General features: G+C 57.2%; 28 protein-coding genes. 19 read left to right on the top strand and 9 right to left on the bottom strand.

Features of this window, described 5'->3' with window-relative positions; translation table 11 throughout:
* Positions 1 to 68: 68 nt before the first annotated feature.
* From rph to I3253_RS11535, 4 genes are read left to right on the top strand one after another with little or no spacing between them, the layout of a single operon-like run.
* Positions 69 to 782 carry a ribonuclease PH gene (gene rph / locus I3253_RS11550; RefSeq protein ID WP_197917813.1) on the top strand — a complete coding sequence of 238 codons (714 nt, stop codon included), beginning with the start codon at positions 69 to 71 and terminating at the stop codon, positions 780 to 782.
* The gene (gene rdgB / locus I3253_RS11545; protein WP_197917812.1) at positions 779 to 1,390 is read left to right on the top strand and encodes an RdgB/HAM1 family non-canonical purine NTP pyrophosphatase; all 612 of its coding nucleotides are present in this window, start codon (positions 779 to 781) and stop codon (positions 1,388 to 1,390) included. Before rph ends, rdgB begins: the two co-directional genes overlap by 4 nt.
* Entirely contained in the window at positions 1,383 to 2,540 is a 1,158-nt protein-coding gene (gene hemW, locus I3253_RS11540) for a radical SAM family heme chaperone HemW (RefSeq protein ID WP_197917811.1), read from the top strand. The genes rdgB and hemW overlap by 8 nt, the downstream gene beginning before the upstream one ends.
* Entirely contained in the window at positions 2,541 to 2,894 is a 354-nt protein-coding gene (locus tag I3253_RS11535; RefSeq protein ID WP_197917810.1) for a YbaN family protein, read from the top strand.
* Here I3253_RS11535 and I3253_RS11530 read toward each other — a convergent pair.
* From I3253_RS11530 to I3253_RS11500, 7 genes are all read right to left on the bottom strand, one after another.
* Positions 2,887 to 3,774: a ParB/RepB/Spo0J family partition protein gene (locus I3253_RS11530; protein WP_197917809.1), complete on the bottom strand. Its 888-nt coding sequence runs from the start codon at positions 3,772 to 3,774 to the stop codon at positions 2,887 to 2,889. The genes I3253_RS11535 and I3253_RS11530 overlap by 8 nt on opposite strands.
* A 17-nt stretch (positions 3,775 to 3,791) precedes the next feature.
* The gene (locus I3253_RS11525) at positions 3,792 to 4,601 is read right to left on the bottom strand and encodes a ParA family protein (RefSeq protein WP_197917808.1); all 810 of its coding nucleotides are present in this window, start codon (positions 4,599 to 4,601) and stop codon (positions 3,792 to 3,794) included.
* On the bottom strand, positions 4,594 to 5,220 hold the full coding sequence (gene rsmG / locus I3253_RS11520) for a 16S rRNA (guanine(527)-N(7))-methyltransferase RsmG (protein ID WP_332262133.1): 627 nt from the start codon (positions 5,218 to 5,220) through the stop codon (positions 4,594 to 4,596). The genes I3253_RS11525 and rsmG overlap by 8 nt, the downstream gene beginning before the upstream one ends.
* Positions 5,217 to 7,079 (bottom strand): tRNA uridine-5-carboxymethylaminomethyl(34) synthesis enzyme MnmG, encoded by a 1,863-nt coding sequence (gene mnmG, locus I3253_RS11515; protein ID WP_197917807.1) that lies wholly within the window; start codon positions 7,077 to 7,079, stop codon positions 5,217 to 5,219. The genes rsmG and mnmG overlap by 4 nt, the downstream gene beginning before the upstream one ends.
* 12 nt (positions 7,080 to 7,091) lie before the next feature.
* Positions 7,092 to 8,390 (bottom strand): tRNA uridine-5-carboxymethylaminomethyl(34) synthesis GTPase MnmE, encoded by a 1,299-nt coding sequence (gene mnmE, locus I3253_RS11510; RefSeq protein ID WP_197917806.1) that lies wholly within the window; start codon positions 8,388 to 8,390, stop codon positions 7,092 to 7,094.
* A gap of 9 nt (positions 8,391 to 8,399) precedes the next feature.
* On the bottom strand, positions 8,400 to 9,671 hold the full coding sequence (gene rho, locus I3253_RS11505) for a transcription termination factor Rho (protein WP_197917805.1): 1,272 nt from the start codon (positions 9,669 to 9,671) through the stop codon (positions 8,400 to 8,402).
* A 119-nt stretch (positions 9,672 to 9,790) separates the two neighbouring features.
* The gene (locus I3253_RS11500; RefSeq protein ID WP_197917804.1) at positions 9,791 to 10,240 is read right to left on the bottom strand and encodes a CopD family protein; all 450 of its coding nucleotides are present in this window, start codon (positions 10,238 to 10,240) and stop codon (positions 9,791 to 9,793) included.
* A 414-nt stretch (positions 10,241 to 10,654) separates the two neighbouring features.
* On the opposite strand from I3253_RS11500, the gene I3253_RS11495 reads away from it, so the two are divergent.
* From I3253_RS11495 to dnaQ, 4 genes are read left to right on the top strand one after another with little or no spacing between them, the layout of a single operon-like run.
* Complete coding sequence (locus tag I3253_RS11495; RefSeq protein WP_197917803.1) at positions 10,655 to 11,254, top strand: Maf family protein; 600 nt, start codon at positions 10,655 to 10,657, stop codon at positions 11,252 to 11,254.
* Positions 11,251 to 12,084 carry a shikimate dehydrogenase gene (locus I3253_RS11490; RefSeq protein ID WP_197917802.1) on the top strand — a complete coding sequence of 278 codons (834 nt, stop codon included), beginning with the start codon at positions 11,251 to 11,253 and terminating at the stop codon, positions 12,082 to 12,084. Before I3253_RS11495 ends, I3253_RS11490 begins: the two co-directional genes overlap by 4 nt.
* Positions 12,081 to 12,674 carry a dephospho-CoA kinase gene (gene coaE, locus I3253_RS11485; protein WP_197917801.1) on the top strand — a complete coding sequence of 198 codons (594 nt, stop codon included), beginning with the start codon at positions 12,081 to 12,083 and terminating at the stop codon, positions 12,672 to 12,674. The genes I3253_RS11490 and coaE overlap by 4 nt, the downstream gene beginning before the upstream one ends.
* Positions 12,667 to 13,398 (top strand): DNA polymerase III subunit epsilon, encoded by a 732-nt coding sequence (gene dnaQ, locus I3253_RS11480; RefSeq protein ID WP_197917800.1) that lies wholly within the window; start codon positions 12,667 to 12,669, stop codon positions 13,396 to 13,398. Before coaE ends, dnaQ begins: the two co-directional genes overlap by 8 nt.
* A gap of 31 nt (positions 13,399 to 13,429) precedes the next feature.
* On the opposite strand, the gene secB is transcribed toward dnaQ, so the two are convergent.
* Together secB and I3253_RS11470 are read right to left on the bottom strand one after the other, a co-directional pair.
* Positions 13,430 to 13,930, bottom strand: a complete 501-nt coding sequence (gene secB, locus I3253_RS11475; RefSeq protein ID WP_197917799.1) for a protein-export chaperone SecB — start codon at positions 13,928 to 13,930, stop codon at positions 13,430 to 13,432.
* Between the two features lie 55 nt (positions 13,931 to 13,985).
* Positions 13,986 to 14,471, bottom strand: coding sequence for an FxsA family protein (locus tag I3253_RS11470; RefSeq protein WP_197917846.1), 486 nt, complete (start codon positions 14,469 to 14,471; stop codon positions 13,986 to 13,988).
* 102 nt (positions 14,472 to 14,573) lie between these two features.
* Here I3253_RS11470 and I3253_RS11465 point away from each other — a divergent pair, with 102 nt between their 5' ends.
* The 11 genes from I3253_RS11465 to I3253_RS11415 all read left to right on the top strand — a co-directional run bounded on the left by I3253_RS11465 (position 14,574) and on the right by I3253_RS11415 (position 25,965).
* The gene (locus tag I3253_RS11465) at positions 14,574 to 15,233 is read left to right on the top strand and encodes a Tim44/TimA family putative adaptor protein (protein WP_197917798.1); all 660 of its coding nucleotides are present in this window, start codon (positions 14,574 to 14,576) and stop codon (positions 15,231 to 15,233) included.
* Positions 15,230 to 16,267: a murein transglycosylase A gene (gene mltA, locus I3253_RS11460; protein WP_197917797.1), complete on the top strand. Its 1,038-nt coding sequence runs from the start codon at positions 15,230 to 15,232 to the stop codon at positions 16,265 to 16,267. The genes I3253_RS11465 and mltA overlap by 4 nt, the downstream gene beginning before the upstream one ends.
* Positions 16,264 to 16,842: a Smr/MutS family protein gene (locus I3253_RS11455; RefSeq protein WP_197917796.1), complete on the top strand. Its 579-nt coding sequence runs from the start codon at positions 16,264 to 16,266 to the stop codon at positions 16,840 to 16,842. Before mltA ends, I3253_RS11455 begins: the two co-directional genes overlap by 4 nt.
* A gap of 181 nt (positions 16,843 to 17,023) precedes the next feature.
* Positions 17,024 to 17,503, top strand: a complete 480-nt coding sequence (locus I3253_RS11450; protein WP_197917795.1) for a hypothetical protein — start codon at positions 17,024 to 17,026, stop codon at positions 17,501 to 17,503.
* Between the two features lie 56 nt (positions 17,504 to 17,559).
* Complete coding sequence (locus I3253_RS11445) at positions 17,560 to 19,680, top strand: 4Fe-4S binding protein (protein WP_408647814.1); 2,121 nt, start codon at positions 17,560 to 17,562, stop codon at positions 19,678 to 19,680.
* A 12-nt stretch (positions 19,681 to 19,692) separates the two neighbouring features.
* The gene (gene nosZ / locus I3253_RS11440) at positions 19,693 to 21,603 is read left to right on the top strand and encodes a TAT-dependent nitrous-oxide reductase (protein WP_197917794.1); all 1,911 of its coding nucleotides are present in this window, start codon (positions 19,693 to 19,695) and stop codon (positions 21,601 to 21,603) included.
* Positions 21,604 to 21,608: 5 nt separating this feature from the next.
* On the top strand, positions 21,609 to 22,865 hold the full coding sequence (locus tag I3253_RS11435) for a nitrous oxide reductase family maturation protein NosD (RefSeq protein ID WP_197917793.1): 1,257 nt from the start codon (positions 21,609 to 21,611) through the stop codon (positions 22,863 to 22,865).
* Positions 22,858 to 23,760 (top strand): ABC transporter ATP-binding protein, encoded by a 903-nt coding sequence (locus tag I3253_RS11430; RefSeq protein WP_197917792.1) that lies wholly within the window; start codon positions 22,858 to 22,860, stop codon positions 23,758 to 23,760. The genes I3253_RS11435 and I3253_RS11430 overlap by 8 nt, the downstream gene beginning before the upstream one ends.
* Positions 23,757 to 24,578, top strand: a complete 822-nt coding sequence (locus I3253_RS11425; protein ID WP_197917791.1) for an ABC transporter permease — start codon at positions 23,757 to 23,759, stop codon at positions 24,576 to 24,578. Before I3253_RS11430 ends, I3253_RS11425 begins: the two co-directional genes overlap by 4 nt.
* Positions 24,575 to 25,096 (top strand): nitrous oxide reductase accessory protein NosL, encoded by a 522-nt coding sequence (locus I3253_RS11420; protein ID WP_197917790.1) that lies wholly within the window; start codon positions 24,575 to 24,577, stop codon positions 25,094 to 25,096. The genes I3253_RS11425 and I3253_RS11420 overlap by 4 nt, the downstream gene beginning before the upstream one ends.
* Entirely contained in the window at positions 25,093 to 25,965 is an 873-nt protein-coding gene (locus I3253_RS11415) for an FAD:protein FMN transferase (protein ID WP_197917789.1), read from the top strand. The genes I3253_RS11420 and I3253_RS11415 overlap by 4 nt, the downstream gene beginning before the upstream one ends.
* The last annotated feature ends 13 nt before the right edge of the window (positions 25,966 to 25,978 follow it).

Raw genomic sequence — 25,978 nt, 5'->3', positions numbered from 1 at the left:
AATCGGGGTTGCACAGCCCCCTCCCCGACGGATATGCGGATGTTCAGAAAACAAGAGGAAATACTGCCATGCGCCCGTCCGGAAGACAGTTGAATGAAATGCGGCCCGTGTCGATCGAGACCGGCGTGACCAAACATGCCGAAGGCTCTTGCCTGATCCGCGTGGGTGACACCCATGTTTTGTGCACCGCCACGATAGAAGATCGTGTACCACCCTTTATCAAGGGTTCTGGATTGGGGTGGGTTACGGCCGAGTATGGTATGCTGCCGCGGTCCACGACAAGCCGGATGCGGCGTGAAGCAGCCGCCGGGAAGCAAGGCGGGCGCACCGTCGAAATTCAGCGCCTTATCGGGCGTTCACTGCGCGCGGGCGTAGACAGGGTGGCGCTGGGTGAACGTCAGATTACCGTGGACTGCGATGTGATTCAGGCGGATGGCGGAACACGCTGCGCCTCGATCACTGGTGGCTGGGTGGCATTGAAGCTGGCCGTGAACAAGCTGATGAAGGTTGGGGACGTCGTCACCGATCCATTGATATCTCCTGTCGCGGCCGTGTCATGTGGGATTTATGCGGGTCAGCCGGTGCTGGATCTAGACTATCCTGAGGATTCCGAGGCGGGTGTTGACGGCAACTTCATAATGCTGGGCAACAAGCAAATGATCGAGGTTCAGATGAGCGCAGAAGGCGCAACCTATTCGCGCGACCAGATGAGCCTGCTGTTGGATCTGGCCGAGAAAGGTGTGGATGAGCTCGTCTCGGTTCAGTTGGCTGCCGTTTCATGACGCGGAAATTTTCGGACAATACCCTTTTGGTTGCCACCCACAATGCCGGCAAGCTGGAGGAAGTGGCGCATCTTCTGAAGCCATTTGGCGTCAAGGTCGTTGGCGCTGCATCTCTGGAACTTCCTGAGCCGGACGAAACAGAGGACACGTTTGTTGGCAACGCCCGGATAAAGGCGCGTGCGGCCGCCCGCGCTACGGGGCTTCCCGCTTTGTCTGATGATAGCGGTATCACGATAGATGCCCTTGGTGGGGCGCCCGGAGTATACACTGCCGATTGGGCAGAAACCGGCAATGGACGGGACTTCCTGATGGCGATGACCCGAGCCCATGATGAATTGGTCGCCTTGGGCGCGCCAAAGCCGTGGACGGCACAGTTTCGATGCACCCTTGTTCTGGCCTGGCCCGATGGCCATGATGAGATTTTTGAAGGCATAGCGCCCGGACATCTGGTGTGGCCAATCCGGGGCAAAGACGGTTTCGGGTACGATCCAATGTTTGTTCCCGAGGGCCACAACGTAACATTTGCCGAGATGGATCGTTGGGAAAAGAACAAGATCAGCCATCGCGGGCGTGCGGTGCAGCAATTCGTTGCAGGCTGCTTTGGCTGAGGATTGGCAGAACGGAGGCTTTGGGCTCTACATTCACTGGCCTTTTTGCCAGGCGAAATGTCCGTATTGCGATTTCAACAGCCATGTCGCCCGCGAGATAGATCACGCGCGGTGGCTGTCTGCGTATCTGAGTGAACTGGACAGAGTCGCTGCCGAAACACAAGGTCGCGTGCTGAACACTGTGTTTTTCGGGGGCGGAACGCCAAGCTTGATGAAGCCAGAGACCGTCGCCGAGATTATGGCGCGTTGTCGAAGGCTTTGGCCGACATCCAATGACATGGAAATCACCCTGGAAGCCAATCCCGGGTCTGTCGACGCGGGGAAGTTCATGGCGTTTGGCCAAGGTGGTATCAACAGGGTATCCATGGGGATTCAGGCCCTGAATGATCGTGATCTACAGCGGCTTGGCAGAACTCACACGGTTCAGGAAGCCAGAACAGCCTTTGATATCGCGCGCCATACGTTTGACCGCGTTAGCTTTGATCTCATTTATGCCCGCCAGGATCAGTCGCTGGATGCCTGGACCTCAGAGCTGAACGAAGCGTTGTCGATGGCGGTAGATCATCTGTCGCTTTACCAACTGACAGTCGAGAATGGCACCGCATTCGGTGATCGTTATGCTCGCGGCAAACTTCGGGGCCTTCCCGGGGAAGATCTTGCGGCCGACATGTACGAAAGAACCCAGAATTTCTGTAGCTCACGGGGGAAGTTGCCCTACGAAATATCGAATTTCGCTACTCCCGGGTCGGAGTCACGCCACAATCTGATCTATTGGCGCTACGGCGATTACGCCGGTATCGGCCCCGGAGCCCACGCCCGCCTTACCCTTGCTGGCCAGCGATATGCCATTGAAAACTGGAGGGCCCCGGCAAAATGGTTAAACCAGGCGGAGCGTGGCAATGCGGAATCCCTACGCGAACCGATTGATTTCAACTCTCAGGCCACCGAGTTACTCTTGATGGGTCTACGCCTTGGCGAGGGGGTTGATTTGCGACGGTACCAGTCTCTGTCCGGGCACAAGCTGGCTGGTCCCAGGGTCGATAAACTACTTGAACATGGGTTGATTTGTATTGAAAATCAAAGGCTTGTCGTCAATCCTGCGGGTCGCATCCTGCTGAACTCCGTTTTGACAGAACTACTGGTGGAGTAGATGCGTTACCTTTGGGCATTTCTGGGCTTGATCTGTGTTGGGCTGGCCCTGGTTGGAATGGTTCTGCCTTTGCTGCCGACTGTTCCATTTCTGTTGTTGGCGGCCTTCTTCTTTGCCCGATCGTCAGAGCGGCTGCATTATTGGTTGTTGTCCCATTCCACTTTTGGCCCCTTGATCGAAGACTGGCAGGCTCGAGGTGCGATCCGCCCAAAGGCAAAGCGCATCGCGACACTTTCCATCATCTTGGTCTTGGCTGTATCGCTCGCTCTCAAAATCAACCTGGTCGTCATCATCATCCAGGGTTTGGTCCTGGGCTGTGTCTTGGCCTTTATCTGGACGCGGCCAACTAGCTAGCCGACAGAATGCGACAGATTTCATCCAGCTGATCAAGCGATTCGTACCGGATTGTCACCTGTCCGCTTTCGCCTCCGGATTTGTGCTCTACAGACACTTTCATGCCAAGGTTTGCCGACAAGTCGCCCTCTAGAGCCACAGTATCAGCATCTTTGCCCGACGGTCTGCTTTTCGAAGTTTTCCGTGTCGTTGGCTCGTGGCTCTTTTTAACCAGAGCTTCGGTCTGACGCACCGAAAGCCCGCCCTTTATGATCTTCCGAGCCAAGTCCGATGCTTTGTCGCTGGTGATCAAAGCGCGCGCGTGTCCAGCCGACAGATCTCCTTTCTTCAGCATTTCCTGAACGTCATCGGGCAGTTGCAACAACCGCATCAGGTTGGCTATGTGGCTGCGACTTTTTCCAAGAGCTTCAGATAGCCTTTCCTGAGTGTGCCCAAATTTTTCCATCAGTTGGCGATATCCCATGGCCTCTTCGACCGGGTTTAAATCCGCGCGCTGAATGTTCTCTATTATCGCTATTTCAAGTACTTCTGAATCGTCGTATTCCCGTACAATAACAGGCACTTCGTGCAGCTGCGCCATTTGCGACGCTCTCCAGCGACGCTCGCCTGCAACGATTTCAAAGGTTCCGCCGGCCTGCTCTCGAACGATAAGCGGTTGAATGACGCCCTTTTCCCGAATGGAGTTGGCCAGATCATCAAGCTGATCCTGCGTAAAGTCGCGACGCGGCTGGTCCGGGTTTGGGTGAATTCTCTCAATCGGAACAAGCATGTCGGCGCGGCGTGGCGATTCGCCTGACTGATTGATGCGGTCTTCATTTACATCGGCCATCAGTGCACTAAGGCCGCGTCCAAGGCCGCGGGTTTTCTTTTTGTCTGCCATACTGTGGTTGCCCCTTTTTATGCCGCGATTTTCAGATGCTTGACCAACAATTCCTTTGCCAGATCGCGATACGCTTCGGCCCCTTTTGACAGGGGATCATAATCCAGTACCGGCTGCGCAAAAGACGGCGCCTCTGAAACACGCACATTTCGTGGAATTTTCGTTTCAAAAACCAGGGCGCCCAAATTGTCGCGCGCATCCTTTTCCACTTGCTGAGACAGGTTGTTGCGCGCATCGAACATTGTCAGAACCACCCCCTCGACGCGCAGACCCGGATTCGCCGATTGGCGCACTTCGCGAATAGTCAGCATGAGCTGCGAAAGCCCCTCAAGCGCAAAGAACTCGCTTTGCAAGGGTATCAGCACTGAATGTGCGGCAATCATCGCATTGACTGTCAGCAAGTTAAGCGATGGCGGGCAATCGATTAGAATATAGTCCCAGGCAAAGCTATCCATGGCCGGTTGGCGCAAAGCGTCGTGCAGCAGAAAACTGCGTTTTTCATTAGAGATCAGCTCGATATCTGCCGAACTGAGATCCACCGTCGCAGGGATAATCGACATCCCGTCTGTTTGCGTTGGGCGGATCACCTCGGCAAGCGAGGCATCATCTAACAACAGGTCATAAGTTGTGAATTCCCGGTCGTCGTTATCAATACCCAAGCCGGTCGAGGCGTTGCCCTGTGGGTCTAGATCGACAACCAGAACTCTGCATTTTTGCTCTGCCAGTGCCGCTGCCAGGTTGATGGCGGTTGTGGTTTTCCCTACTCCGCCCTTTTGATTGGCCACAGCGATTATTTTCGGGCCCCTGGGGCGCGTTGGATCAGACACGTCCAATTTCTCCGAGCTTCAAAACAACAGCATTGGGTTCTGTGATGCTTTGTATCACCTCTTGGGTGAATGACCACGATTTCCGCGCCTCTGCGATCTCTTTTTTCCAAGTTGCGCCCTTGAGCAGGATGGCGTGGCCCCCGTCGCACAGATGTCTGTCCGAATAGGACAGAAGAGTCGTCAAATCAGCCAGGGCGCGCGCCGACAACACCTGGGCTTGCTGCCTGGGCGCTTCTTCAATGCGTTGCGAAATTACTTTCGCATTCACATCCGTCTCCCGCAGAACAGTGCGCAAGAAGGCGCATTTACGCTGATCTGCTTCGATCATCGTCAGTCGCTGCGGGCTTCCAGTTTCGGCGGCAAGAATTGCAATCACCAGCCCCGGAAACCCGCCCCCGCTTCCAATGTCCACCCAATGGGGTATATTATACGGCGCTGTTCGGACGACCTGAGCGGAATCAAGAATGTGGCGCGCCCATAGGTTGGTGATCGTGGATTTGGATACCAGGTTGATTCGCTTGTTCCACTTCTCCAGAAGCGCCGCCAGTATCTCCAGGCGCTCCATTGTTTCACGTGAAACATCAAGTCTTTCGGAGTGAGCGTTGGCGCCAGAGATCACGCAGACTTCTCCCTCAAAGACTGGCGCAGCTTAGCCAACAACAAGGTCAGGGCGGCCGGCGTCATACCGTCAATTCGGCTTGCCTGCGATAGGTTTTCCGGTCGAACCTGTTCAAGCTTGGACTTGAGCTCGTTGGAAAGCCCGTTAATCGCGCTATAATCAAAGCCCCTTGGTATGCCATGCATCTCGTCGCGCTGCATGGCTTCTACATCGCGCTTTTGACGCTGAATGTAGTTCTCGTAAAGTGCGTCGCGCTCCAGCTGGTTTCGGGTTTCAGTGTCCACGGACTCCAAGCCGGAATCCAAACCCAAAAGATCTTCAAACGCTACGTTGGGAAAGGAAAGGACCTGATAAAGGGTGCGGCGCTTGCCGTCTTGGTTTACGGATATTCCGGCGGAATTGATTTGTTTGGGAGTATAGTGCTCTGCCTTCAGAAGGACCTTGCCGCGCTCAAGTCGTTCAGACTTTTTGTCGAAAACCTCTCCTCGCTCTTCGCCAACAAGGCCAATGGCCCGCCCGATAGGAGTAAGGCGTTGGTCAGCATTATCCGCTCGCAAGGACAGCCGAAATTCAGCCCGCGACGTGAACATGCGGTAGGGCTCTGTTACCCCGCGCATAATTAGATCATCTACCATCACTCCGATGTAGCTATCTGTTCGCTGAAACGTGTGCGGGGGCTGGCCCTTTGCAGATAACGCAGCGTTCAGCCCGGCAACAAGCCCTTGCGCCGCCGCTTCCTCGTAACCAGTCGTCCCGTTGATCTGTCCCGCCAGATAAAGACCGGGCACAGTCTTGACTCCAAGCGCTGAATCCAGAGCGCGCGGATCAACATAGTCATACTCAATCGCATATCCGGGCTGAGTTATTTCGCAGTCTTCAAGACCGGCAATCGAACGAACATAAGATTCCTGAACCTCCACTGGCAAGGATGTCGAAATACCGTTGGGGTAGACCGTATCATCGTTCAATCCTTCAGGTTCCAAAAACACCTGATGGGACGACTTATCGGCGAATCGTACAATTTTGTCCTCGATAGAAGGGCAATATCTTGGACCGACGCCGTCTATCCGGCCCCCATACATGGCAGATCTAGCAAGGTTTTCGCGAATAATTCTGTGCGTTCTCTCATTCGTGTAGGTAATGCCGCACGCGACCTGCTGTACAAACGGTTTCGAGTTCAGGAAGGAAAACATCACAGGCTCGTCATCGCCCGGCTGTTTTTCCAGCATATCCCAGTGGATCGTCTTTCCGTCCAGCCGAGGGGGCGTACCGGTTTTCAGCCGCCCCAAAGGCAACCCAAAACTGTCGATACGCTCTGCCAGGCGAATAGAGGGCTTATCGCCGATTCGGCCGCCCGGACGCGTTTCCTCTCCAATGTGGATTACCCCACGAAGGAACGTGCCCGTCGTCAAAACAACCGACCCGGCGGAAACTTCCGATCCACAACCAAGAACAACCCCGCGAACCTGATTGTTCTCCATGCGCAAGTCTGTGACTTCCCCCTCGATCACAATCAAATTGCGTGTGGCCTGAATTTCGGACAGCATCGTGTCTCGATAGAGCCTACGGTCGGTCTGAGCGCGGGGTCCTTGAACAGCCGGCCCCTTGCGCCGATTCAACAGCCGGAATTGGATGCCTGCTTTGTCAGCTACACGGCCCATCAACCCATCCAATGCGTCTACCTCGCGCACCAGATGGCCTTTTCCAAGCCCGCCAATCGCCGGATTGCAGGACATGACACCAATGTTCGAGGTCTTGAGCGTGATCAATGCCGTATGCACGCCAATCCTCGCGGCCGCGTGCGCGGCTTCTACCCCGGCATGGCCTCCCCCGACAACGATGACATCAAAATGTTTCACGTGAAACTCTCCTTACTTGCCGATGCAGAAGCTCGAAAAGATTTCGTCCAGAAGGTTTTCGACATCTACGCGACCAACGATCGAGTCCAAAGCCCTAATTGCACTACGAAGCTCCTCAGCGGCCAGTTCATAATGGTCCGACCCCAGTTCCAAAACAGACTTCGCGTCCTCTAGTGACGCACTGGCATTTACCATCGCCTTGCCGTGCCGCTCCCGCGTCGCAACGCCCGATTGACTCGCTCTTTCCGAGAGGCTGTCCGCGATGTCCTTGACCAGTTCTGATATACCCTGGCCGGTCTTTCCGGAAACGGCTTTTTCGTCTTCTACATGAATGTCGGCTTTGGCGATCCTTATTAGATCACCTTCTCGCGGCTCAAAGTCGGGAAATTCTCCTGGATTGACCAAAATAATGCGCAGGTCGGCGGCGTAAGCCCGTTCACGCGCCTTGGCGATTCCAATCCCTTCTACATGATCCCGGGTCTCACGCAGGCCAGCCGTGTCAAGCATCGTCACCGGCAGACCCGCCAGATCCATTCGCACTTCAATGACATCGCGGGTTGTTCCCGCATACTCTGATGTAATCGCCGCCTCTCGGCCTGCCAAAGCATTCAAAAGTGTCGATTTACCAACATTGGGAGCACCAAGAATGGCGACCTCGAATCCAGAGCGGATACGTTCGGCAATAGGAACACCGGCAATTTCCGCAGACAGTTCCAAGCGCACCTGCCCCAGAAGGTCTTGAACCTCGGGGGTAACATCAACTGGAACGTCTTCGTCCGCAAAATCTATCGTCGCTTCCAGCAAAGCCGCCGCACGAATAAGCTTGGTGCGCCATCCATCGGCCAGCTTCCCCAAATCACCCGAAAGAACTCGCAAGGCCTGGAGATGCTGCGCTTCTGTCTCGGCGTCTATCAGATCGGCGAGACCCTCCACCTGCGCCAGATCCAAACATCCGTTCTCCAGGGCACGGCGGGTAAATTCCCCCGCCTCCGCCAATCGCAATCCAGCCATGTTACCCAGTTCGCGAAGCACAGATTTCACCACCGCAACCGATCCGTGCAGATGCAGTTCCAGAACCTCCTCGCCTGTGAAGCTGTTTTTCTCAGGGAAATGGATCACCAAAGCCTGATCCAATCGACGTCCGCTGCTATCCTTCAATGCCCGTATCGCCGCCACCCTGGGCAGAGGTAAATCCCCAATCAGTCTCTGCCCCGCCTGACCGGCCAAAGAACCGGACACACGAACGACAGCGACCCCCGCTTTACCGGGGGCCGTTGCCAGTGCGAAAATTGTGTCTGGCTCGTAAGCCATGAAGCCTCTTTACGTGTTCATCGAGTCAAAGAACTCGGAATTGGTCTTGGTTTGCTTCAGCTTGGAAATCAGGAATTCAACCGCATCTGTCGTTCCCATTGGGTTCAGAATCCTGCGCAGTACAAAGGTCTTGGCAAGGTCAACCTTGTCCACCAAAAGTTCTTCTTTCCGGGTACCGGATTTCAGGATGTCTATCGCGGGGAACACACGCTTGTCCGCAACCTTACGATCCAGAACGATTTCCGAGTTGCCGGTTCCCTTGAATTCTTCAAAGATAACCTCATCCATCCGCGATCCGGTATCGATCAAAGCGGTCGAAATGATTGTAAGCGACCCGCCCTCTTCGATATTTCGAGCTGCACCAAAGAACCGCTTGGGGCGTTGCAGTGCATTTGCATCTACACCACCAGTCAAAACTTTGCCCGACGATGGAACCACGGTATTGAACGCCCTACCAAGTCTGGTGATCGAATCCAAAAGGATCACTACATCTCGCTTGTGTTCAACCAGACGCTTGGCTTTTTCGATGACCATCTCCGAAACGGCAACGTGCCGGGTGGCGGGTTCATCGAAAGTGGAAGAAATTACCTCGCCTTTCACCGAACGCTGCATGTCCGTAACTTCCTCGGGCCGTTCGTCAATCAACAGGACGATCAAATAGCATTCAGGGTGGTTGGCCTCGATACTGTGAGCGATATTCTGCAACAATACCGTTTTACCCGTCCGCGGCGGCGCAACGATCAAGGAACGCTGACCCTTCCCAATCGGTGCAACCAGATCGATGATTCGGGCGGAACGGTCCCTGATGGTCGGATCTTCGATCTCCATCTTCAAACGCTCATCCGGGTAAAGCGGTGTCAGGTTATCGAAGGCAATCTTGTGTTTGGCTTTTTCCGGCGGCTCAAAGTTGATCTGAGCCACGTTGGTCAAAGCAAAATAGCGTTCGTTATCCTCGGGCGCCTTGATTACACCGTCGATCGTATCACCAGTACGCAAAGAGTGTTTGCGGATCATTTCCGGCGAAACATAGATATCGTCGGGGCCCGGCAGATAGTTCGCTTCAGGCGCTCGCAGAAAGCCAAATCCGTCCTGGAGCACTTCAAGAACACCTTCACCCGAAATCTCCCAGCCCTCGTCCGCGCGTTCGCGCAGGATCTGGAACATCATTTCGCCCTTGCGCATCGTCGAAGCGTTTTCGATCTCCAGTTCTTCGGCCATCGCCAGAAGGTCTTTGGGGCTATTGGCCTTGAGTTCGGCCAGCGCAAGTTTTTCTTGAGTCATGAAAATATCCTGTGCCTGCCAGTTCAGGCAGGTCGTGCAGTCTGTATGTGGAAGCCACAAAGCCCGGACGGGCCTGTTAAGCCGCTATCTAAGACCTGTATGAGAAAGAGTCAATTCTTTCAGAACTTGATCACGACAGATGCCACGATCACCAACATCAAAACCGTCGGGACTTCGTTCATGATCCGGTAAGTTCGACCGGTCAACGTGTTCTCACCCCTAGCGAATTTCTTGCGTTTGATCATCAACCAATGATCAAAAACGGTCATGCCGATCACCCCGGTTGCCTTGGTGTACGGCCATACAGAACTCCAATCGACAATTCCAGGAGTAAAGACAAGAAGCAGCCCCGCCACCCAGGTGGCGATACTGGCAGGCGACATGATATAGCGCTGAAGCTTGAACTCCATGACCTTCAGCGTTTCATCAAGCTGATCGCCGGGTAGAGCGCGCTCGACATGATAGACAAACAAACGAGGCAAATAAAACAAACCGGCCATCCAGGACATCACCGCAACAATATGAAAGGTCAGGACGTACGGATATGCGTCCACCAGAAAGTTACTCATGCCTTATAGCCCCGCGAATATCCCTCCGACCCTCCTAAATTAATATATATATTTAGAAAAGGATGATGATTTTGTAGGGAACTCGTCATCTTGGGATTAATGCCTTTCCCCAAGCCTTATCCACCGTGGGACAGACTTGTGCCTGTGCTAAGTGCTTAGATCGAGTATTGACAATAAATCAAATAGTTTCAGAGACATACGAAAGAAATGCATGTCCGGACGCTGTGGATAAGTCTGTCAGCAACCAGGTATTCCTGGCGCTACCCCCAGCGCCAAAGTTGTTCTAATCCCCTGTTGAGAGAGTGCGGGATCTCAGCCCGAGGCACCCAGATTGTCCCTGCTGTTGGGAAGAAACCTTAACTTTCCGGCAGAAATGCTTAAGAAACACTTACGCTTCTCCACGAGGTTATTCACATGGCGTCTCGATTGATATTGGCCTCTGGCTCGTCCGTGCGGGCGAGGCTGCTGGAAAATGCCGGCGTTCCTTTCAGTATCGAAACGGCAAAACTGGACGAAGACATGATCCGGCGAAGCCTGGAAGCCGATGGCGCCACAGCCCGCGATATTGTTGATGCTCTTGCAGAATCCAAAGCCCGCAAGATCAGCAACAAGCATGAAGGCGCCCTGGTGTTAGGTTGCGACCAGGTACTGGAATTCAACGGAAAGATTTATTCCAAACCGGACAGCCAAGCGGAATTGCGGACGCAGATGCAAGAGCTACGGGGGCACCAACACAGATTGCTTTCAGGTGCCGTGATCTGCCGCGATGGTGTTTCAGTTTGGCGTTTCATTGGTCAGGTCCGCCTCAATATGCGCGACTTCAGTGATGCCTACATGGACGACTACATCATGCGCAATTGGGATAATGTACGGCACTGCGTCGGTGGGTACATGCTGGAAGCAGAAGGTGTGCGGTTGTTCGAAAAGATCGACGGAGACTATTTTTCGGTTCTAGGGATGCCACTTGTTGAAATACTGTCATACCTGACGCTGAACGGAGAGTTGCCACAATGACAAATTCGCCGATACCGCTTGCCGGGGTGATCGGATCCCCGGTCGCGCATTCCAAATCGCCAATTTTGCACGGATACTGGTTGAAAAAGCACGGGTTGGCAGGCCATTTCGTTCCGCTAAACGTTGCGGCAAACGATCTCGGCGAGGTTTTGAAGGCCATGCCGCGCATGGGATTTGTTGGTGCGAACGTGACAATTCCACACAAGGAACGCGTGTTGGAACATGTCGACCATATCACAGATCGCGCAACCCTGATCGGCGCGGTGAATACGCTGGTGTTTCGTGCGGACGGCTCAATTCTCGGCGACAATACCGACGGCTACGGGTTTATCGAAAACCTGCGTCAAGGCGCCCCCGACTGGGACGCTGGCTCCGGCCCGGCTGTTGTCCTTGGGGCCGGTGGGGCCGCGCGGGCCGTGGTGGCATCGCTGTTGGACGCGGGAGTTCCAGAAATCCTACTGTCCAATCGCACGCGCGTGCGTGCCGAACAGTTGCGCGACGATTTTGGCGCGCGAGTTAAGGTAATCGATTGGGTACAGGCGGGTAACATCCTCGAAAAGGCAAAGACGGTGGTGAATACCACTTCGCTGGGAATGCAGGGCAAACCAGAGCTTCGAGTGCCTCTAGACGGACTGTCGGCAGGAACGGTGGTAACTGACCTGGTATATGCGCCGCTGCAAACCCAGCTGTTGAAAATAGCGTCTGACAAAGGGTGTGTAACAGTTGATGGGCTGGGCATGCTGCTGCACCAAGCCGTGCCGGGGTTCGAGCGTTGGTTCGGCCGGCGCCCGGAGGTCGATGACGCGACACGCCAGGCGGTCCTGGCATGAGTTTCAAACTTGGGCTAACCGGCTCGATCGGCATGGGAAAGTCGACCACCGCAAAGATGTTTGCCGATGCGGGCTGCGCTGTGTGGGATGCAGATGCTGCCGTGCACCGGCTTTATGCCAGGGGCGGCGGTGCGGTTGAGCCGATCCGCGCCATTTTGCCCGCAGCGATCATTGACGAGGCCGTTTCCCGCACGGAACTCAGGAAATTGATATCGCAGGATTCGAGTGTGCTGAAACAACTTGAGCAGATTGTGCACCCGCTGGTAGCGCTTGACCGCGCTGGTTTTGAAGATGCCGCCACTACCGAAATTCTGGTTTTCGACATCCCACTTCTGTTCGAAGGCAACGGGCACCGGGAAATGGATGCGATTGCATGTGTCACTGTTTCACCCGAACTTCAAAAGGAGCGAGTGCTGGCGCGTGGTACGATGAGCGCGGCACAGTTCGAACAATTACGAGCAAAACAGATGCCTAACCATGAAAAATGCGCCAAGTCTGACTTTGTGATCGAAACCGACACACTTGACCAAACTCGCGCGCAAGTGTTGAACATTCTGAACACCATCAGGGAGCAACTCGACGATGCGTGAAGTGGTCCTGGACACGGAAACAACTGGGTTTGACCCCGAATCCGGCGATCGGATCGTCGAAATCGGGGCGGTGGAACTGTACAATCACCTGCCCACGGGAAACACATTTCATGAATACATGAACCCGGAGCGCACAATGCCAATGGATGCATTTCAGGTGCATGGCATCGGGCCGGATCTGCTTGACCCTCCCCAAACACCAGAGCCAAAGTCGGTTACGCTCAAGGACAAACCACTGTTTCGCGATGTCGGGCAGAAATTTCTTGAATTCATCGGTTCGGCAAAACTTGTGATCCACAACGCCGCATTTGACATAAAGTTCCTCAATGCCGAACTGCGTTGGATAAATCTGCCACAGATTCCCTGGGAGCAGGCGATCGACACGCTTGCAATCGCCCGTCAGAAATTTCCCGGATCCCCCGCCTCTCTGGACGCATTGTGCCGGCGATTCGGAATCGACAATGCCAATCGTACCTTGCACGGGGCGCTTCTGGACTCGGAGATCCTTGCCGAAGTCTATCTGGAGCTGATCGGTGGGCGCCAGCCAGATCTTGTTCTGGCATCGGGCGCGCCAACCAGAACCGACACCCTAATGTCCGAAGAATGGCGGCCGAAACGACGGCAAAAGCCCCTGCCCCCACGGCTCACCCCGCAAGATGAAGCAGCGCATCGCACCTTTGTCGAAAAACTCGGAGATGGCGCCTTGTGGAGCCGGGGGGGTTAGGTGCAGCGATCCAAGCCGCACCCAACCTGAATTAGTTTACAGCGCCCTGTTCGGCTGCACGACGCGCCAGTTCATTGCGATAAAGCGCCATGAAATCGATGTTTTCCAGATTCAGCGGCGGGAAGCCACCATCCCGCGTGATATCGCTGACAATGCGGCGCAGGAACGGGAACAACATGCGCGGACATTCGATCAGCAAGAACGGATGCATTTGATCGTCCGGCACCCCCTCGATGTGGAAGACTCCGCCGTAGTCGATTTCAAGAATGAACATCTCAGCGCCGTCTTCCTTGTTCTTCGACGTGATCTTCAGCTTGATAACAACCTCGTACTGGTGCTCGGTCGTCCGCTTCTTGGCGTCAAGATTGACCTGCACCTGCACGTCGGGCTGCGCGTTGCCCGAGGCACCTTTCTGCGCCAGGATGTTTTCGAACGAAAGGTCGCGAACGAACTGAGCCAGAACATTCATCCTGATCTGCGGTTGTTCTGTCGCCTTTTGGCCAGCGCCGTTCTCTGTGTCGTTTTCCGACATGCGAATTCTCCTAAAAAATGTGCTTCGGCCGCTTTACCAGTTCAGGATCAGAGCCTCAATGCTTTGTCCAGCCCGAAGGCCTATGTGTTGGTGTCTTTGGGGGTTCGACCTCGGAAAACTCGCCGTCAATGATATCTGCACGCCCGGCGCGAGAGTGTCGCGGGGCTTGCGTTTCTCCCATCGAAAACCGTTGAACACGTATATTTCGCTGGAGGTACCTGAACACGGCAACTCTAACAGGCGGCATCAGCAGCGCAAAACCGATTGCGTCGGTAAAGAACCCGGGGGTCAAAAGCAACGCACCGGCGACAATGATCATGGCGCCATGCGCCAACGGTTCGGTCGGGTCGTCCAGTTCCGAGAACGATCGCTGCAACTTTCCGATGGCCATTGCGCCCTGCGTTCGAACGAGCCAGGTCCCGGCCAGAGCCGTCAACAGCACGATCACCAGCGTCGGCCAAAGCCCAATTGCGCCTCCCACCTGAATGAAAAGCGCGATCTCGATAAGGGGAACCGCGACAAATGCCAATAACAGCCACATAATTTCAATACTCCATTCGACTTTTGGCAAGGTGGACTTGACCCTGCCGGTGACTTACATAAGTGCCGTACACACCTGTTTCCATGCTCAACCGAGGTCCTGATGAATTCTCCCATACTCCAGTTGCTGGTTCTTGCCGGAATCGCCGTGTTTTTGATCCTGCGGCTGAAAAACGTGCTGGGGACGCGGGACGGCTTTGAACCACCCCGCGAGATCGACGCAAAACCGGTCGCAAAGCGGGGTCCTGATCTTGAAGTGATCGAAGGTGGCCCGGATCGTGATATTCTGGACCACGTTGAAGAAGGTAGTGAATCGGCTCTGGCGCTGGCGTCGATGAAGTCGGCCGAACCGGGATTCGGCGTAACGGATTTCTTGCAGGGTGCGCGCGGCGCATATGAGATGATTCTTATGGCCTTCGAGAAAGGAGACTTGGCTTCAATCAAACCTTTCCTGGGCGATGAAGTGTATGAAACCTTTGCGGAAGTTGTCGAGGCGCGAGAAAAGCAGGGCCTTTCGATCGAGAGCGAGTTTGTCGGCATCCGCGAAATGGGATTGCATCGCGCGAACTTTGATCCCGACACTTCCGATGGCGAAATCGCCGTCAGGTTTGTCGGAGAGCTGACGCATGTTGTTCGCGACCGAGCGGGCGATATCGTGGAGGGCAGCGAAAGCCAGATCAAGCGCCAGAAGGACATCTGGACCTTTGCGCGGAAACTGGGGTCAAACGATCCCAACTGGCAGCTTGTTGCCACTGGCGAATGATTCGCGCGTTTCGGACGGTGCTGACGGCCGCTTTCCTTGTGGCCGGGAGCAGCGCCTTGTCCGAAACGAACCTTAGAATTCTTTCGTTCCAGGATCTGGAGGGGTGGGAACAAGATGACCACGAGGCCGCAAGGCAGGTATTTCTGAATACGTGCTCGGATCTGGACGGGCCGGATTGGCAGTCCCTGTGTGCCGCCGCCAGCGGCATCCCTGACGCCCGCGCCTTTTTCGAGCTTCTGTTTCGCCCGGTGTTGATACAAGACGGTACCGCCGGGCTGTTTACCGGATATTTTGAGCCGGAACTGGACGGGTCCTTGGTTCCGGATGCGCGATTCCGCTTCCCGCTGTACAAAATGCCGCCAGAAGCGCGCAAAGTTACAACCTGGTTGACCCGACGCGAGATTGAGACAACGGGGATCATGGAGGGGCGCGGGCTGGAAATTGCGTGGGTCGATGATCCGGTCGAGCTGTTTTTCCTGCAAATTCAGGGATCTGGACGAATTCGTCTGCCTGATGGCTCGTACATCCGTTTGGGGTATGGTGGCGCAAATGGACGCCCGTACCGCTCTATCGGTGTCGAGCTTGTTCGGCGCGGTATATACGGCGCGCACCAGGTTAGCGCACAGGTTATCAAGAATTGGGTGCGGCGAAACCCGGAAGACGGCGTTGAGCTGCTGCGCCACAATGGCAGCTATGTGTTTTTCCGGACTATCAGCGGTGTCGCGCCAGAAAGCGGACCTTTGGGAGCAATGAACCGTTCGATTACCGCGATGCGGACCGTAGCGGTTGACCCAGGCTTTGTACCGCTTGGTGCTCCCGTCTGGATCGAAAAGGATGGCGAGACCCCGCTACGACGATTGATGATTGCTCAGGATACCGGCTCGGCCATCAAGGGGGCGCAGCGGGCGGATATCTTTTTTGGTACCGGAGATGAGGCTGGGCGGGCGGCTGGGAAGTTGAAGGACGGGGGGCGGATGATTGTTTTGCTGCCGATCCAGCGGGCCTATGCGATGTTACCGGAGTCGGTGATGTGAGTCGCCGCAAGCTGACACAGGACGAGGTTGCGTTGTGGCGCAAGGTGGCGGATGCGACCCAGCGATTGCATCCGGAACGCACGCGACACGAGCTGCCGCACCCCAAACCCAAGCCCACCAAGGCGCCCCACCCTCACCGGCCTGATTTCCAGATAGGCGCGCGGTCGGCGGTGCGGATGCCAGGCCATGATCTGATGCCGGGCATATCAGACAGAATGGCCAGGCAACCCGTTCAGATGGACCGTAAGAAGTTCGGAAAAATGAAGCGGGGCAAGGTTTTACCCGAAGGCCGGATCGATCTGCACGGGATGACAACGGATCAGGCACACCCCGCTTTGACCGGCTTCATCCTGCGCGCGCAGGCCGAAGGGAAACGGCTGGTTCTGGTCATAACCGGCAAGGGCAAGACCCGCTCGGATGACGGTCCGATCCCAACGCGACGTGGCGTTCTGAAACACCAGGTTCCTCAATGGCTGTCATTGCCACCGCTGCGATCCGCCGTTTTGCAGGTCGCCGAGGCGCATGTCCGCCACGGTGGCAGCGGGGCGTATTACGTCTATTTGCGCCGTCGCTGAACGCTGTTCGGATTTCTCTATTAACCATTTGATGCAACGGTAAAAACCCGCGTCGGCATTACGTCGGTATTACGTCGGTTTCGCGTGGGTGCGAAAAATGGCCGGGGCAATTAACGAAAGTCAAGTCACGCGCAGCCGAGCGATTCTAGACAAGGGCCAACCTGAATCGGAAGAGGTCCAGATGTATCGCCGCCCGGCAAGTGACTTTCGCCAGATCCGGTGCAACTCCGGCTTGGCGCAAACCGCCTTTCCGGTTGTGGCGTCGGTCGCCTGGAAGGCGCGGTCAACGGTGCCCATGGCAGCCAAAGTCGTGCCGGCCACAGGCGCGATCCGGGGCGATTCGAAACGTGCCGAAGGCGCGGCCTGGAGCGGCGCGGACGATAAGGAGAGGCCGAAATCGGCCGATCCGACAAAAGGAGAATTCCGCGACCGCGCACCATGCGCGGTGGCGATAGCCGCAGCCCAGCCAGTGGCTGCGACAGTGTCCGGCCCTGCGCCCACATTCTGCGTCCTTGTTGTGGGTGCAGGTCGCCGGATGCCAAAGCCAGCGGTGCATCAGCCCTCGTCGGGCCCGGGTTCCGGCGAGTTGACCAAACTGGCCGTGTTCCAGACGCGCGCCCCGATCCGCGCGCACATTGCCGACAGAGGAATTGCGCTGTGAAGGCGAGCCGCTACATTTTTTCCTGGTTGAGTGCTGTTATCCTGATCCTGAGTGCGATCGTTGCCGCCGAGGTACGTGCCGACAGTCTGGACAGTTTTCTTCAGGAAATCGAGCCAAGCGAACTTGCGCCCGGCGCCGATGCGTTTGGTCCGGTGCGCGACGATGTCAAGGTTGCGCCTGTATTGAAGAATGGCGAAACGGTTGCCTGGGCTTTTCTGACATCCGACTTTGTCGGGACGACCGGATATTCCGGCAAGCCGATTTACGTGGTGGCGGCAATGGATGCCGATGCCGTGTTGACCGGCGTGAAGCTGGTAAAACATAGCGAACCGATTGTGCTGATAGGGATTCCCAACAGCAAGATGGTCAAGCTGACCGAAAGCTATGCCGGGCTGGACCTCAAGCGAGAGGCTGCAACCGGCGGCGAAGGGCACGATCTTGACATCATTTCGGGCGCGACGGTGACGATCATGGTGATCGATGACAGCCTTGTGCGCGGTGGCATCAAAGTGGCGCGGGCGTTGGGATTGGGCGGATTGTCCCCGGTCGAGTTGGGCCCGAAGCGCGAACTGGATCTGACCAAGACCACGGTTGAAGATTGGGACACCCTGTCGGGTGACGGTTCTGTCCGGCGCATGTCGGTTGATGTGGGGCAGGTGAATCGGGCCTTCGCAGAAACCGGCGACGCGCGGGCCATAGCGCGGCCGGAAGCGGGTGATCCCGGCGACACTTTCATTGACATGCAAATGGCTTTGGTCAGCGTGCCGGCGATTGGTCTCAGCCTGTTGGGCGAGGCGGAATACCAGAACCTGACGCGCTGGCTCGAGGAGGGCGAGAATGCAATTCTGGTGCTCGGGCGCGGGGCCTACAGCTACAAGGGGTCAGGCTATGTGCGTGGTGGCATTTTTGACCGTATTCAGCTGATTCAGGGCGACAACTCGGTCCGGTTCTTTGACAAGCAGCAGCGCCGGCTGGGCGAGGTGGCGGCAACAGGCGCACCAAGTTTTACCGAGCTGGATATTTTCAAGATTCCGGCGGACAGCGAGTTTGATCCGGCCCAGCCGTTCCGGTTGCAGCTTTTGGTGCAGCGCGCGGTTGGGGCAATCGAAAAGACCTTCATTACGTATGATTTGGGCTACAAGCTGCCCGAGCACTATCTGAAGCCCGCGAAGGCACCGAAGGTGGTGGAAGATGCCAGTGCCGAGGCGGCGGCCAAATCGGCCCTTTGGAAACGGATCTGGAAGGATAAAACCGTCGAGATCGGCGTTCTGGGCCTGATGCTTTTGGTGCTGACCGGTGTTTTCTTTTTCCAGTTTCAGGCGACGGCGAATGCCCGCGTGTTCTATTGGTTCCGCATCGGATACCTGACCGTCACGCTTGTGTTCCTTGGCTGGTACGCCAACGCGCAACTGAGTGTTGTCAACCTGATGGCGCTGGCCGGATCGCTGCGGTCGGGCTTTACTTGGGACGCGTTCCTGATGGACCCGCTGGTATTTATCCAGTGGTTCGCGATTGCCGCGGCGCTTTTGTTCTGGGGACGGGGCGCTTATTGCGGCTGGCTGTGCCCGTTCGGCGCGCTTCAGGAATTGCTGAACAAGATTGCGCGCGCATTTCGGGTGCCGCAATGGACGCTGCCATGGGGATTGCATGAGCGTCTGTGGCCGCTGAAATACATGATTTTCCTGGGGTTGTTTGGCTTGTCGATGGTGTCGATCCCGCTGGCCGAGCAATATGCCGAGGTTGAGCCGTTCAAGACGGCGATCATCCTGAAATTTGTGCGGGACTGGCCGTTTGTCGTTTATGCCTTGCTGCTTTTGCTGGCGGGGCTGTTCATCGAACGGTTTTATTGCCGCTATCTGTGCCCGCTGGGCGGGGCGCTGGCGATTCCGGCGCGGATACGGATGTTTGACTGGCTGCGCCGGTACAAGGAGTGCGGCAGCCCCTGTCAGACCTGTGCCAACGAATGTCCGGTTCAGGCGATCCACCCCACCGGGGAAATCAATCCGAATGAATGCGTGGACTGCCTGCATTGCCAGGTCCTGTACCAGTCCAACGAGAAATGCCCGGTCGTTATCCGCCAGCTGAAACGGCGCGAGAAGACCGGCTCGGCGGAGATCAAGATCCCTACAAAGGCTCCGCCGGCCAACCACCCTAACGCAAAACCCACCGCTTCTTGAAGGAGGAAAACCATGACTGAAGAGGTAAAAAAAGGCCTGAGCATGACCCGTCGGGGAATGCTTGGCGCGACCGCCACGGGGGCCGTTCTGGCCACCGCGGGCGTGGGCGGCTCGATGTTGACAGCAACCCCGGCGAAAGCGGCCGGCAAGTATGCTCTCGAACCAGGCGAGCTGGATGAGTATTACGGCTTCTGGTCCTCGGGCCAGACGGGCGAGCTTCGCATTCTGGGCGTGCCGTCCATGCGCGAACTGATGCGCGTGCCGGTGTTCAACCGCTGCTCGGCCACCGGCTGGGGCCAGACCAATGAATCGCTGAAGATTCTGACCGAAGGCCTGCTGCCCGAAACCAAGGAGTTTCTGGCCGCGAATGGTAAAGTCACCTACGAAAACGGCGACCTGCACCACCCGCATATGTCGTTTACGGAAGGCACCTATGACGGCCGCTATCTGTTCATGAACGACAAGGCCAACACCCGTGTGGCGCGCGTGCGTTGCGACGTGATGAAGTGCGACAAGATCATCGAGATCCCGAACGCCAAGGACATTCACGGCCTGCGTCCGCAGAAATTCCCGCGCACAGGTTATGTTTTTGCCAATGGCGAGCACGAAGCGCCGCTGATCAACGACGGCAAGATCCTGGATGAGCCCGACAAGTACGTGAACGTGTTCACCGCCATTGACGGTGACACGATGGAGGTTGCATGGCAGGTGACTGTGTCCGGGAACCTGGACAACACCGATTGTGACTATCTGGGCAAATACGCGTTCTCGTCCTCCTACAACTCGGAAATGGGCATGAACCTGGCCGAGATGACCGCGAGCGAGATGGACCACGTGGTGGTGTTCAACATCAAGGCGATCGAAGCGGCCATCGAAGCCGGCGAATACCAGGAGCTGAACGGCGCCAAGATCGTGGACGGGCGCAAAGGGGCCAAGGGCAACCTGACCCGCTATATCCCGATCCCGAACTCGCCGCATGGCGTGAACGCCGCGCCGGACAAGAAACACATCATGATCAACGGCAAGCTGTCGCCGACCGTTTCCGTGATCGATGTGGACAAGGTTGACGCGCTGTTCTCGGAAAACGCCGATCCCCGGTCCGCCGTTGTTGCAGAGCCGCAGCTGGGCCTTGGTCCGCTTCACACCGCGTTCGACAACAAGGGCAACGCCTATACCACGCTGTTCCTGGACAGCCAGGTGGTGAAGTGGGACATCCAGAAGGCGATCGACGCCTATGCCGGCAAGGATGTTGATCCGATCCTTGACAAGGTGGACGTGCAGTATCAGCCGGGCCACAACTCGACCTCGATGGGTGAAACCCTTGACGCAGACGGCAAGTGGCTGGTTTCGATGAACAAGTTCTCGAAAGACCGCTTCCTGAACGTGGGTCCGCTCAAGCCGGAGAACGAACAGCTGATCGATATTTCGGGCGACAAGATGAAGGTGGTCCACGATGGTCCGACCTTTGCCGAGCCGCACGATTCGATCATCGTTCACCGTTCCAAGGTAAGCCCGGCCGAAACCTGGCAGCGCAATGACCCGATGTGGGACGATGCCCGCGCCCAGGCCGAAGCCGACGGTGTGGATCTGGACGACTATCAGGACACGATCATTCGTGACGGCAACAAGGTTCGCGTCTATATGTCGAGCCAGGCGCCGAACTTCAGCCTGGAGAAGTTCACCGTCAAGCAGGGTGACGAGGTTACTGTCTTTGTGACCAATCTGGATGACATCGATGACCTGACCCACGGCTTCTGTATGGCGAACTTTGGCATTGCCATGGAGATCGGGCCGCAGGCAACATCGTCTGTGACCTTTATCGCCGAGCGTCCTGGTGTTCACTGGTTCTATTGCCAGTGGTTCTGCCACGCGCTTCACATGGAAATGCGCGGCCGGATGCTGGTCGAGCCTCGCGAGATGTAAACGCAATGAAACGGTTCCTGCCTGTACTTGTAATCCTGATCGCCGCCCCCCTTGGTGCGGCGGAATGGGACGTGCCGGTGCGGGCAGGGGCCATTTCCGAGACAATGGCCAAGGCGGCGGACGGCGACGTTCTTCGGCTTGGTCCTGGCACGTATACTGAAAACGTGGTGGTTGACCGGCCGATCACGCTGGACGGGCAAGGTCAGGCCACGATTGACGGGCAGGGCAGCGGAACGGTGATAACCGTGACCGCAAAAGACGCGGTTGTAACCGGAGTGACGGTGATCGGGTCGGGCTCGGATCATGAAGAGATCGACAGCGGCATCAAGCTGACCGAGACCGCGGATCGCGCGATTGCGCGCGGCAATGTGGTGAAAGGCAACCTTTACGGCATAGATATTCACGGCGCGAAAAACGCAATCGCCAGCGACAACGTCATCGAAGGACGGCTGGACCAGCGCATGAATGATCGGGGCAATGGCGTTTACATCTGGAACGCGCCCGGCGCCATAGTGGAAAACAACGATATTCGCTGGGGCCGGGATGGTATCTTTGTCAATTCCAGCCGTGACAATGTTTTACGTAACAACAAGCTTCGAGATCTGCGTTTTGCGGTGCATTTCATGTATGCAGACGGCAGCGAAGTTAGCGGAAACGTGTCGGAAGGCAATGATCTGGGGTACGCGATCATGTTTACCACAGGTGTGCGCGTCATCGGAAACGCGTCGATGAATGACAGGGAACACGGCATTGCGTTCAACTACACGAACAGCAGCGAAATCCGCGACAATTATGTGCGCGGCGCTCAGCAGAAATGCGCGTTCCTGTATAATTCCCACAAGAACGACTTTTCGGGGAACTGGTTTGAAAGCTGCGATATCGGCATTCACTTTACCGGGTCCGACAAGAACCGGATCGTCAGAAATTCCTTTGTCGCCAACCGAACGCAGGTCAAGCTGGTGACGACCAAATGGTATGAGTGGTCCGAGAACGGCCGGGGCAATTATTGGAGCGACAATTCAGGCTTTGACGTGGATGGCGACGGGATCGCGGATCAGCCGTTTCGCCCGAATGACAGCATGGATCATGTGCTTTGGACGCAACCGGCGGCCAAGTTGCTGATGGGGTCTCCTGCGGTCCAGCTGGTACGCTGGTCACAGGCCGCTTTCCCGGCCCTGCGGCCCGGTGGCGTGATTGACAGCAACCCGTTGATGACGCCGCAGATGCCCGAAGCGGGCAGAAAGGTGATGAGTGATGGATAAGGGAAACGCGCCCGTCCTGACGATTCAGGGCCTGAACAAATTTCGCAGCAGTATTCAGGTGCTGCATGATATCGACCTGGAACTGTTTGCCGGAGAGCGGGTGGCGCTTTTGGGCCATAACGGCGCCGGAAAATCGACCCTGATCAAGGCGGTTTTGGGCCTGATCAAGGCCGAGAGCGGCGACATAACGATCTGTTCGCACAAGCCGGGCAGTGCCAGGGCGCGGGCGGCAACCGCGTTTCTGCCCGAAGCCGTGAGCTTTCATCCTGCTGTCACGGGGCGCGAACAGTTGACGCTGTTTGCCCGGCTGGCAGGAGTCCGGGCCGATGTCGCCGGATTGCTGGAAAGGGTAGGTCTTGGCGATGCGCTGGACCGCCGGATCGGCACCTATTCAAAAGGGATGCGGCAGCGCCTGGGTCTGGCACAAGTTTTGTTGGGCAAGCCCAAACTGGCATTGCTGGACGAACCGACAAGCGGGCTTGATCCGATTTCGCGGCAGGATCTGTATGCCATTATCGACGAGCTGGCCGCACAGGGCACCGCCGTTCTGATCGCCAGCCACGCGCTGACCGAGGTTGAGGCGCGCACCGATCGGATCGCGATCATGCGCAAGGGCCATCTGGTGGCCAATGACACTCTGGCAGGGTTGAGCGCCAAGGCCGGGTTGCCGACCCGCGTACGTATACTTGCCAGCCAGGATGCCGGGGCTTTGGCGGTGCGGACTGGCGGGCAGCGGGTGAATGGCGCGTCTGTCGAGATCGAGATCGAGGCCGCCGACAAGATGGCAACGCTGCGCGAAATCGCGGCGATGGGCGAGGCTGTCGCGGATCTGGAGATCACGCCGCCGCGGCTGGAAGACCTGTATCGCCATTATGCGAAGGGGGCGCTGCAATGATCCGTTTTCTGGCTATCGCACAGTGCGAAATGCGCATTCTGCGCCGCAATCGCTGGCTGTTCATGGCGACGTTGATCATGGTGCTGTTTGCATTGGCGCTGACATTTGCGGGCAGTGCGCCGACCGGATCGCTGGGTGTGGACATGCTGACCGTTTCGGTGGCGTCGATGACCACGCTGTCGGTGTATCTGGCGCCGCTACTGGCGCTGATGATTTCCTTTGACGCCGTGGCGGGAGAGGCCGAGCGCGGATCGCTGGGCCTGTTGCTGACTTATCCGGCCGGTCGCGGAGAGATTTTGATCGGGAAATTCGTGGCGCATCTTGCCGCGCTGACCATTGCGATGATTGTCGGGTTCGGATCGGCCGGGGCTGTTGCCGCCTTTTTGGGAGGTGCCGGGCCGGAAAGCCTGGTCGCGCTTGGTCGGCTTGTGGCCACCAGCGTGTTGCTTGGCGGGGTGTTCCTGACGCTGGGCTATCTGGTGTCGTCGCTGGCAAAATCCTCGACAGCGGCGGCGGGCATGTCGGCCGGGCTGTGGCTGGTTTTCGTGGTGCTGTACGATCTTGGCCTGCTGGGCGCGGTGGTGATGGATTCGGGGGGTTGGTTCACGCAGTCTTTGTTCCCATGGGTGATGGTCGCCAACCCGGCGGATGCGTTCCGGGTCTGGAACATTGCCGGATCCGAGGGCGTGGCGCTGTCTTCGGGGATGGTTGGCGCGGCGCAGGCCCTGCCAAAATGGGCCGCGCCCCTGTCATTGATTCTGTGGCCGCTATTGGGGTTTCTCGCGGCGCGCGGCGCGTTCCGGAGGCTGGAGCCATGAGGCTGGCGCTGGTTCTGGCGGCGGCCCTGGCGCTGGGCGCCTGCAAGGACGATGTGGCCAAGGCGCCACCACCACCCGTGGATCTGACCGAAGAGGCGCTCAGCTATTTTTGCCAGATGAACGTGCTGGAACATGGTGGCCCCAAGGGGCAGATCCATCTGGCGAACCTGCCGGCGCCGCTGTTTTTTGCGCAGGTCCGGGATATGGTGGCCTATCTCAAAAGTCCCGAAAGGGACGCCGAGATCGTGGCCGTCTACGTCAGCGACATGGGGACCGCCGAAAGCTGGGACGCGCCGGGAATAGACAACTGGATCGCCGCAGAGGACGCTGTCTTTGTGGTGGGCGCGCCTGTCCGTGGGGGCATGGGCGCGCCGGAAATCGTGCCGTTTGCAAGCGCCGGGGCCGCGGAGGGATTTGTTGCACGCTGGGGCGGCAAGGCCGTATCGCTGAACGCGATCCCGGATGACGCGGCATTGGGTGCCGTCGATATCAATATGACGCTGGAGACCCCGTCATGACCAGGATGAACCGCCGCCGTTTCCTGAGCATCGCAGCCGCAAGCCTGGCCTTGCCCAAAGGCGCGTTGGCGGCTGAATCCGCCACCTGGCGCGGACAGGCGATGGGTGCGCCAACCGTGATGACGCTGGCCGGGATCAGCGCGACACAGGCCGCGCCCATCTTTGTCCGAGTCGAGCAGGAACTGCTTCGGCTGGAAGGCATATTCTCCCTGTACCGGGAAAGTGAACTTGTGCGCCTGAACAGTGACGCGCGGCTGGCGGCGCCGTCAGCGGAATTGCTTGAGGTGCTAAGCCTGTCGGACGGGCTTTGGCGGGCCAGCGGCGGCGTGTTTGACCCAAGCGTTCAGCCCTTGTGGCTGGCCAGGGCGGGCCTGTCCGACAGGACCGGCCCTCTGGGATGGGGCAACCTGCGCTTTGACGCGCGCAAGATCGAGATGAAGCCGGGCATGGCGCTGACCCTGAACGGCATTGCGCAAGGCTACATCACCGACAGGATCGCGGCCTTGCTGCAAAGCGAAGGGCTGCGCGATGTACTGATGGATATGGGCGAGGTTGCCGCCATGGGTACACGCGCGGACGGTTCGGTCTGGCGCGCCGGGGTGGCCACCCCCGAAGGCGAAGTCGTTCACAGGCTGACACTGCGCGACCGCGCGCTGGCTACATCCGCGCCAACCGGCACGATGGTGGGCAAGGCGGGCCACATCATGAACCCGAACGGGACACCGCCAACCCGCAACCTTGTTGCGGTTTCCGCCCCACGCGCCGTTTTGGCCGACGGCCTGTCAACCGCGCTTTGCCTGCTGCCCCCCGCCGAGGGGGACGCGCTGGTTGCGCGATATCCGGGTGCAAAAATCGAAATCAGCACCTGACGGCAGCGGGCTT

It is taken from the genome of Thiosulfatihalobacter marinus, from assembly GCF_016019955.1.
GTDB lineage: Bacteria > Pseudomonadota > Alphaproteobacteria > Rhodobacterales > Rhodobacteraceae > Shimia > Shimia marinus_A.
The sequence above is the reverse complement of the archived record's forward strand: the minus strand, read 5'-3'. Positions and strand labels throughout refer to the sequence as shown.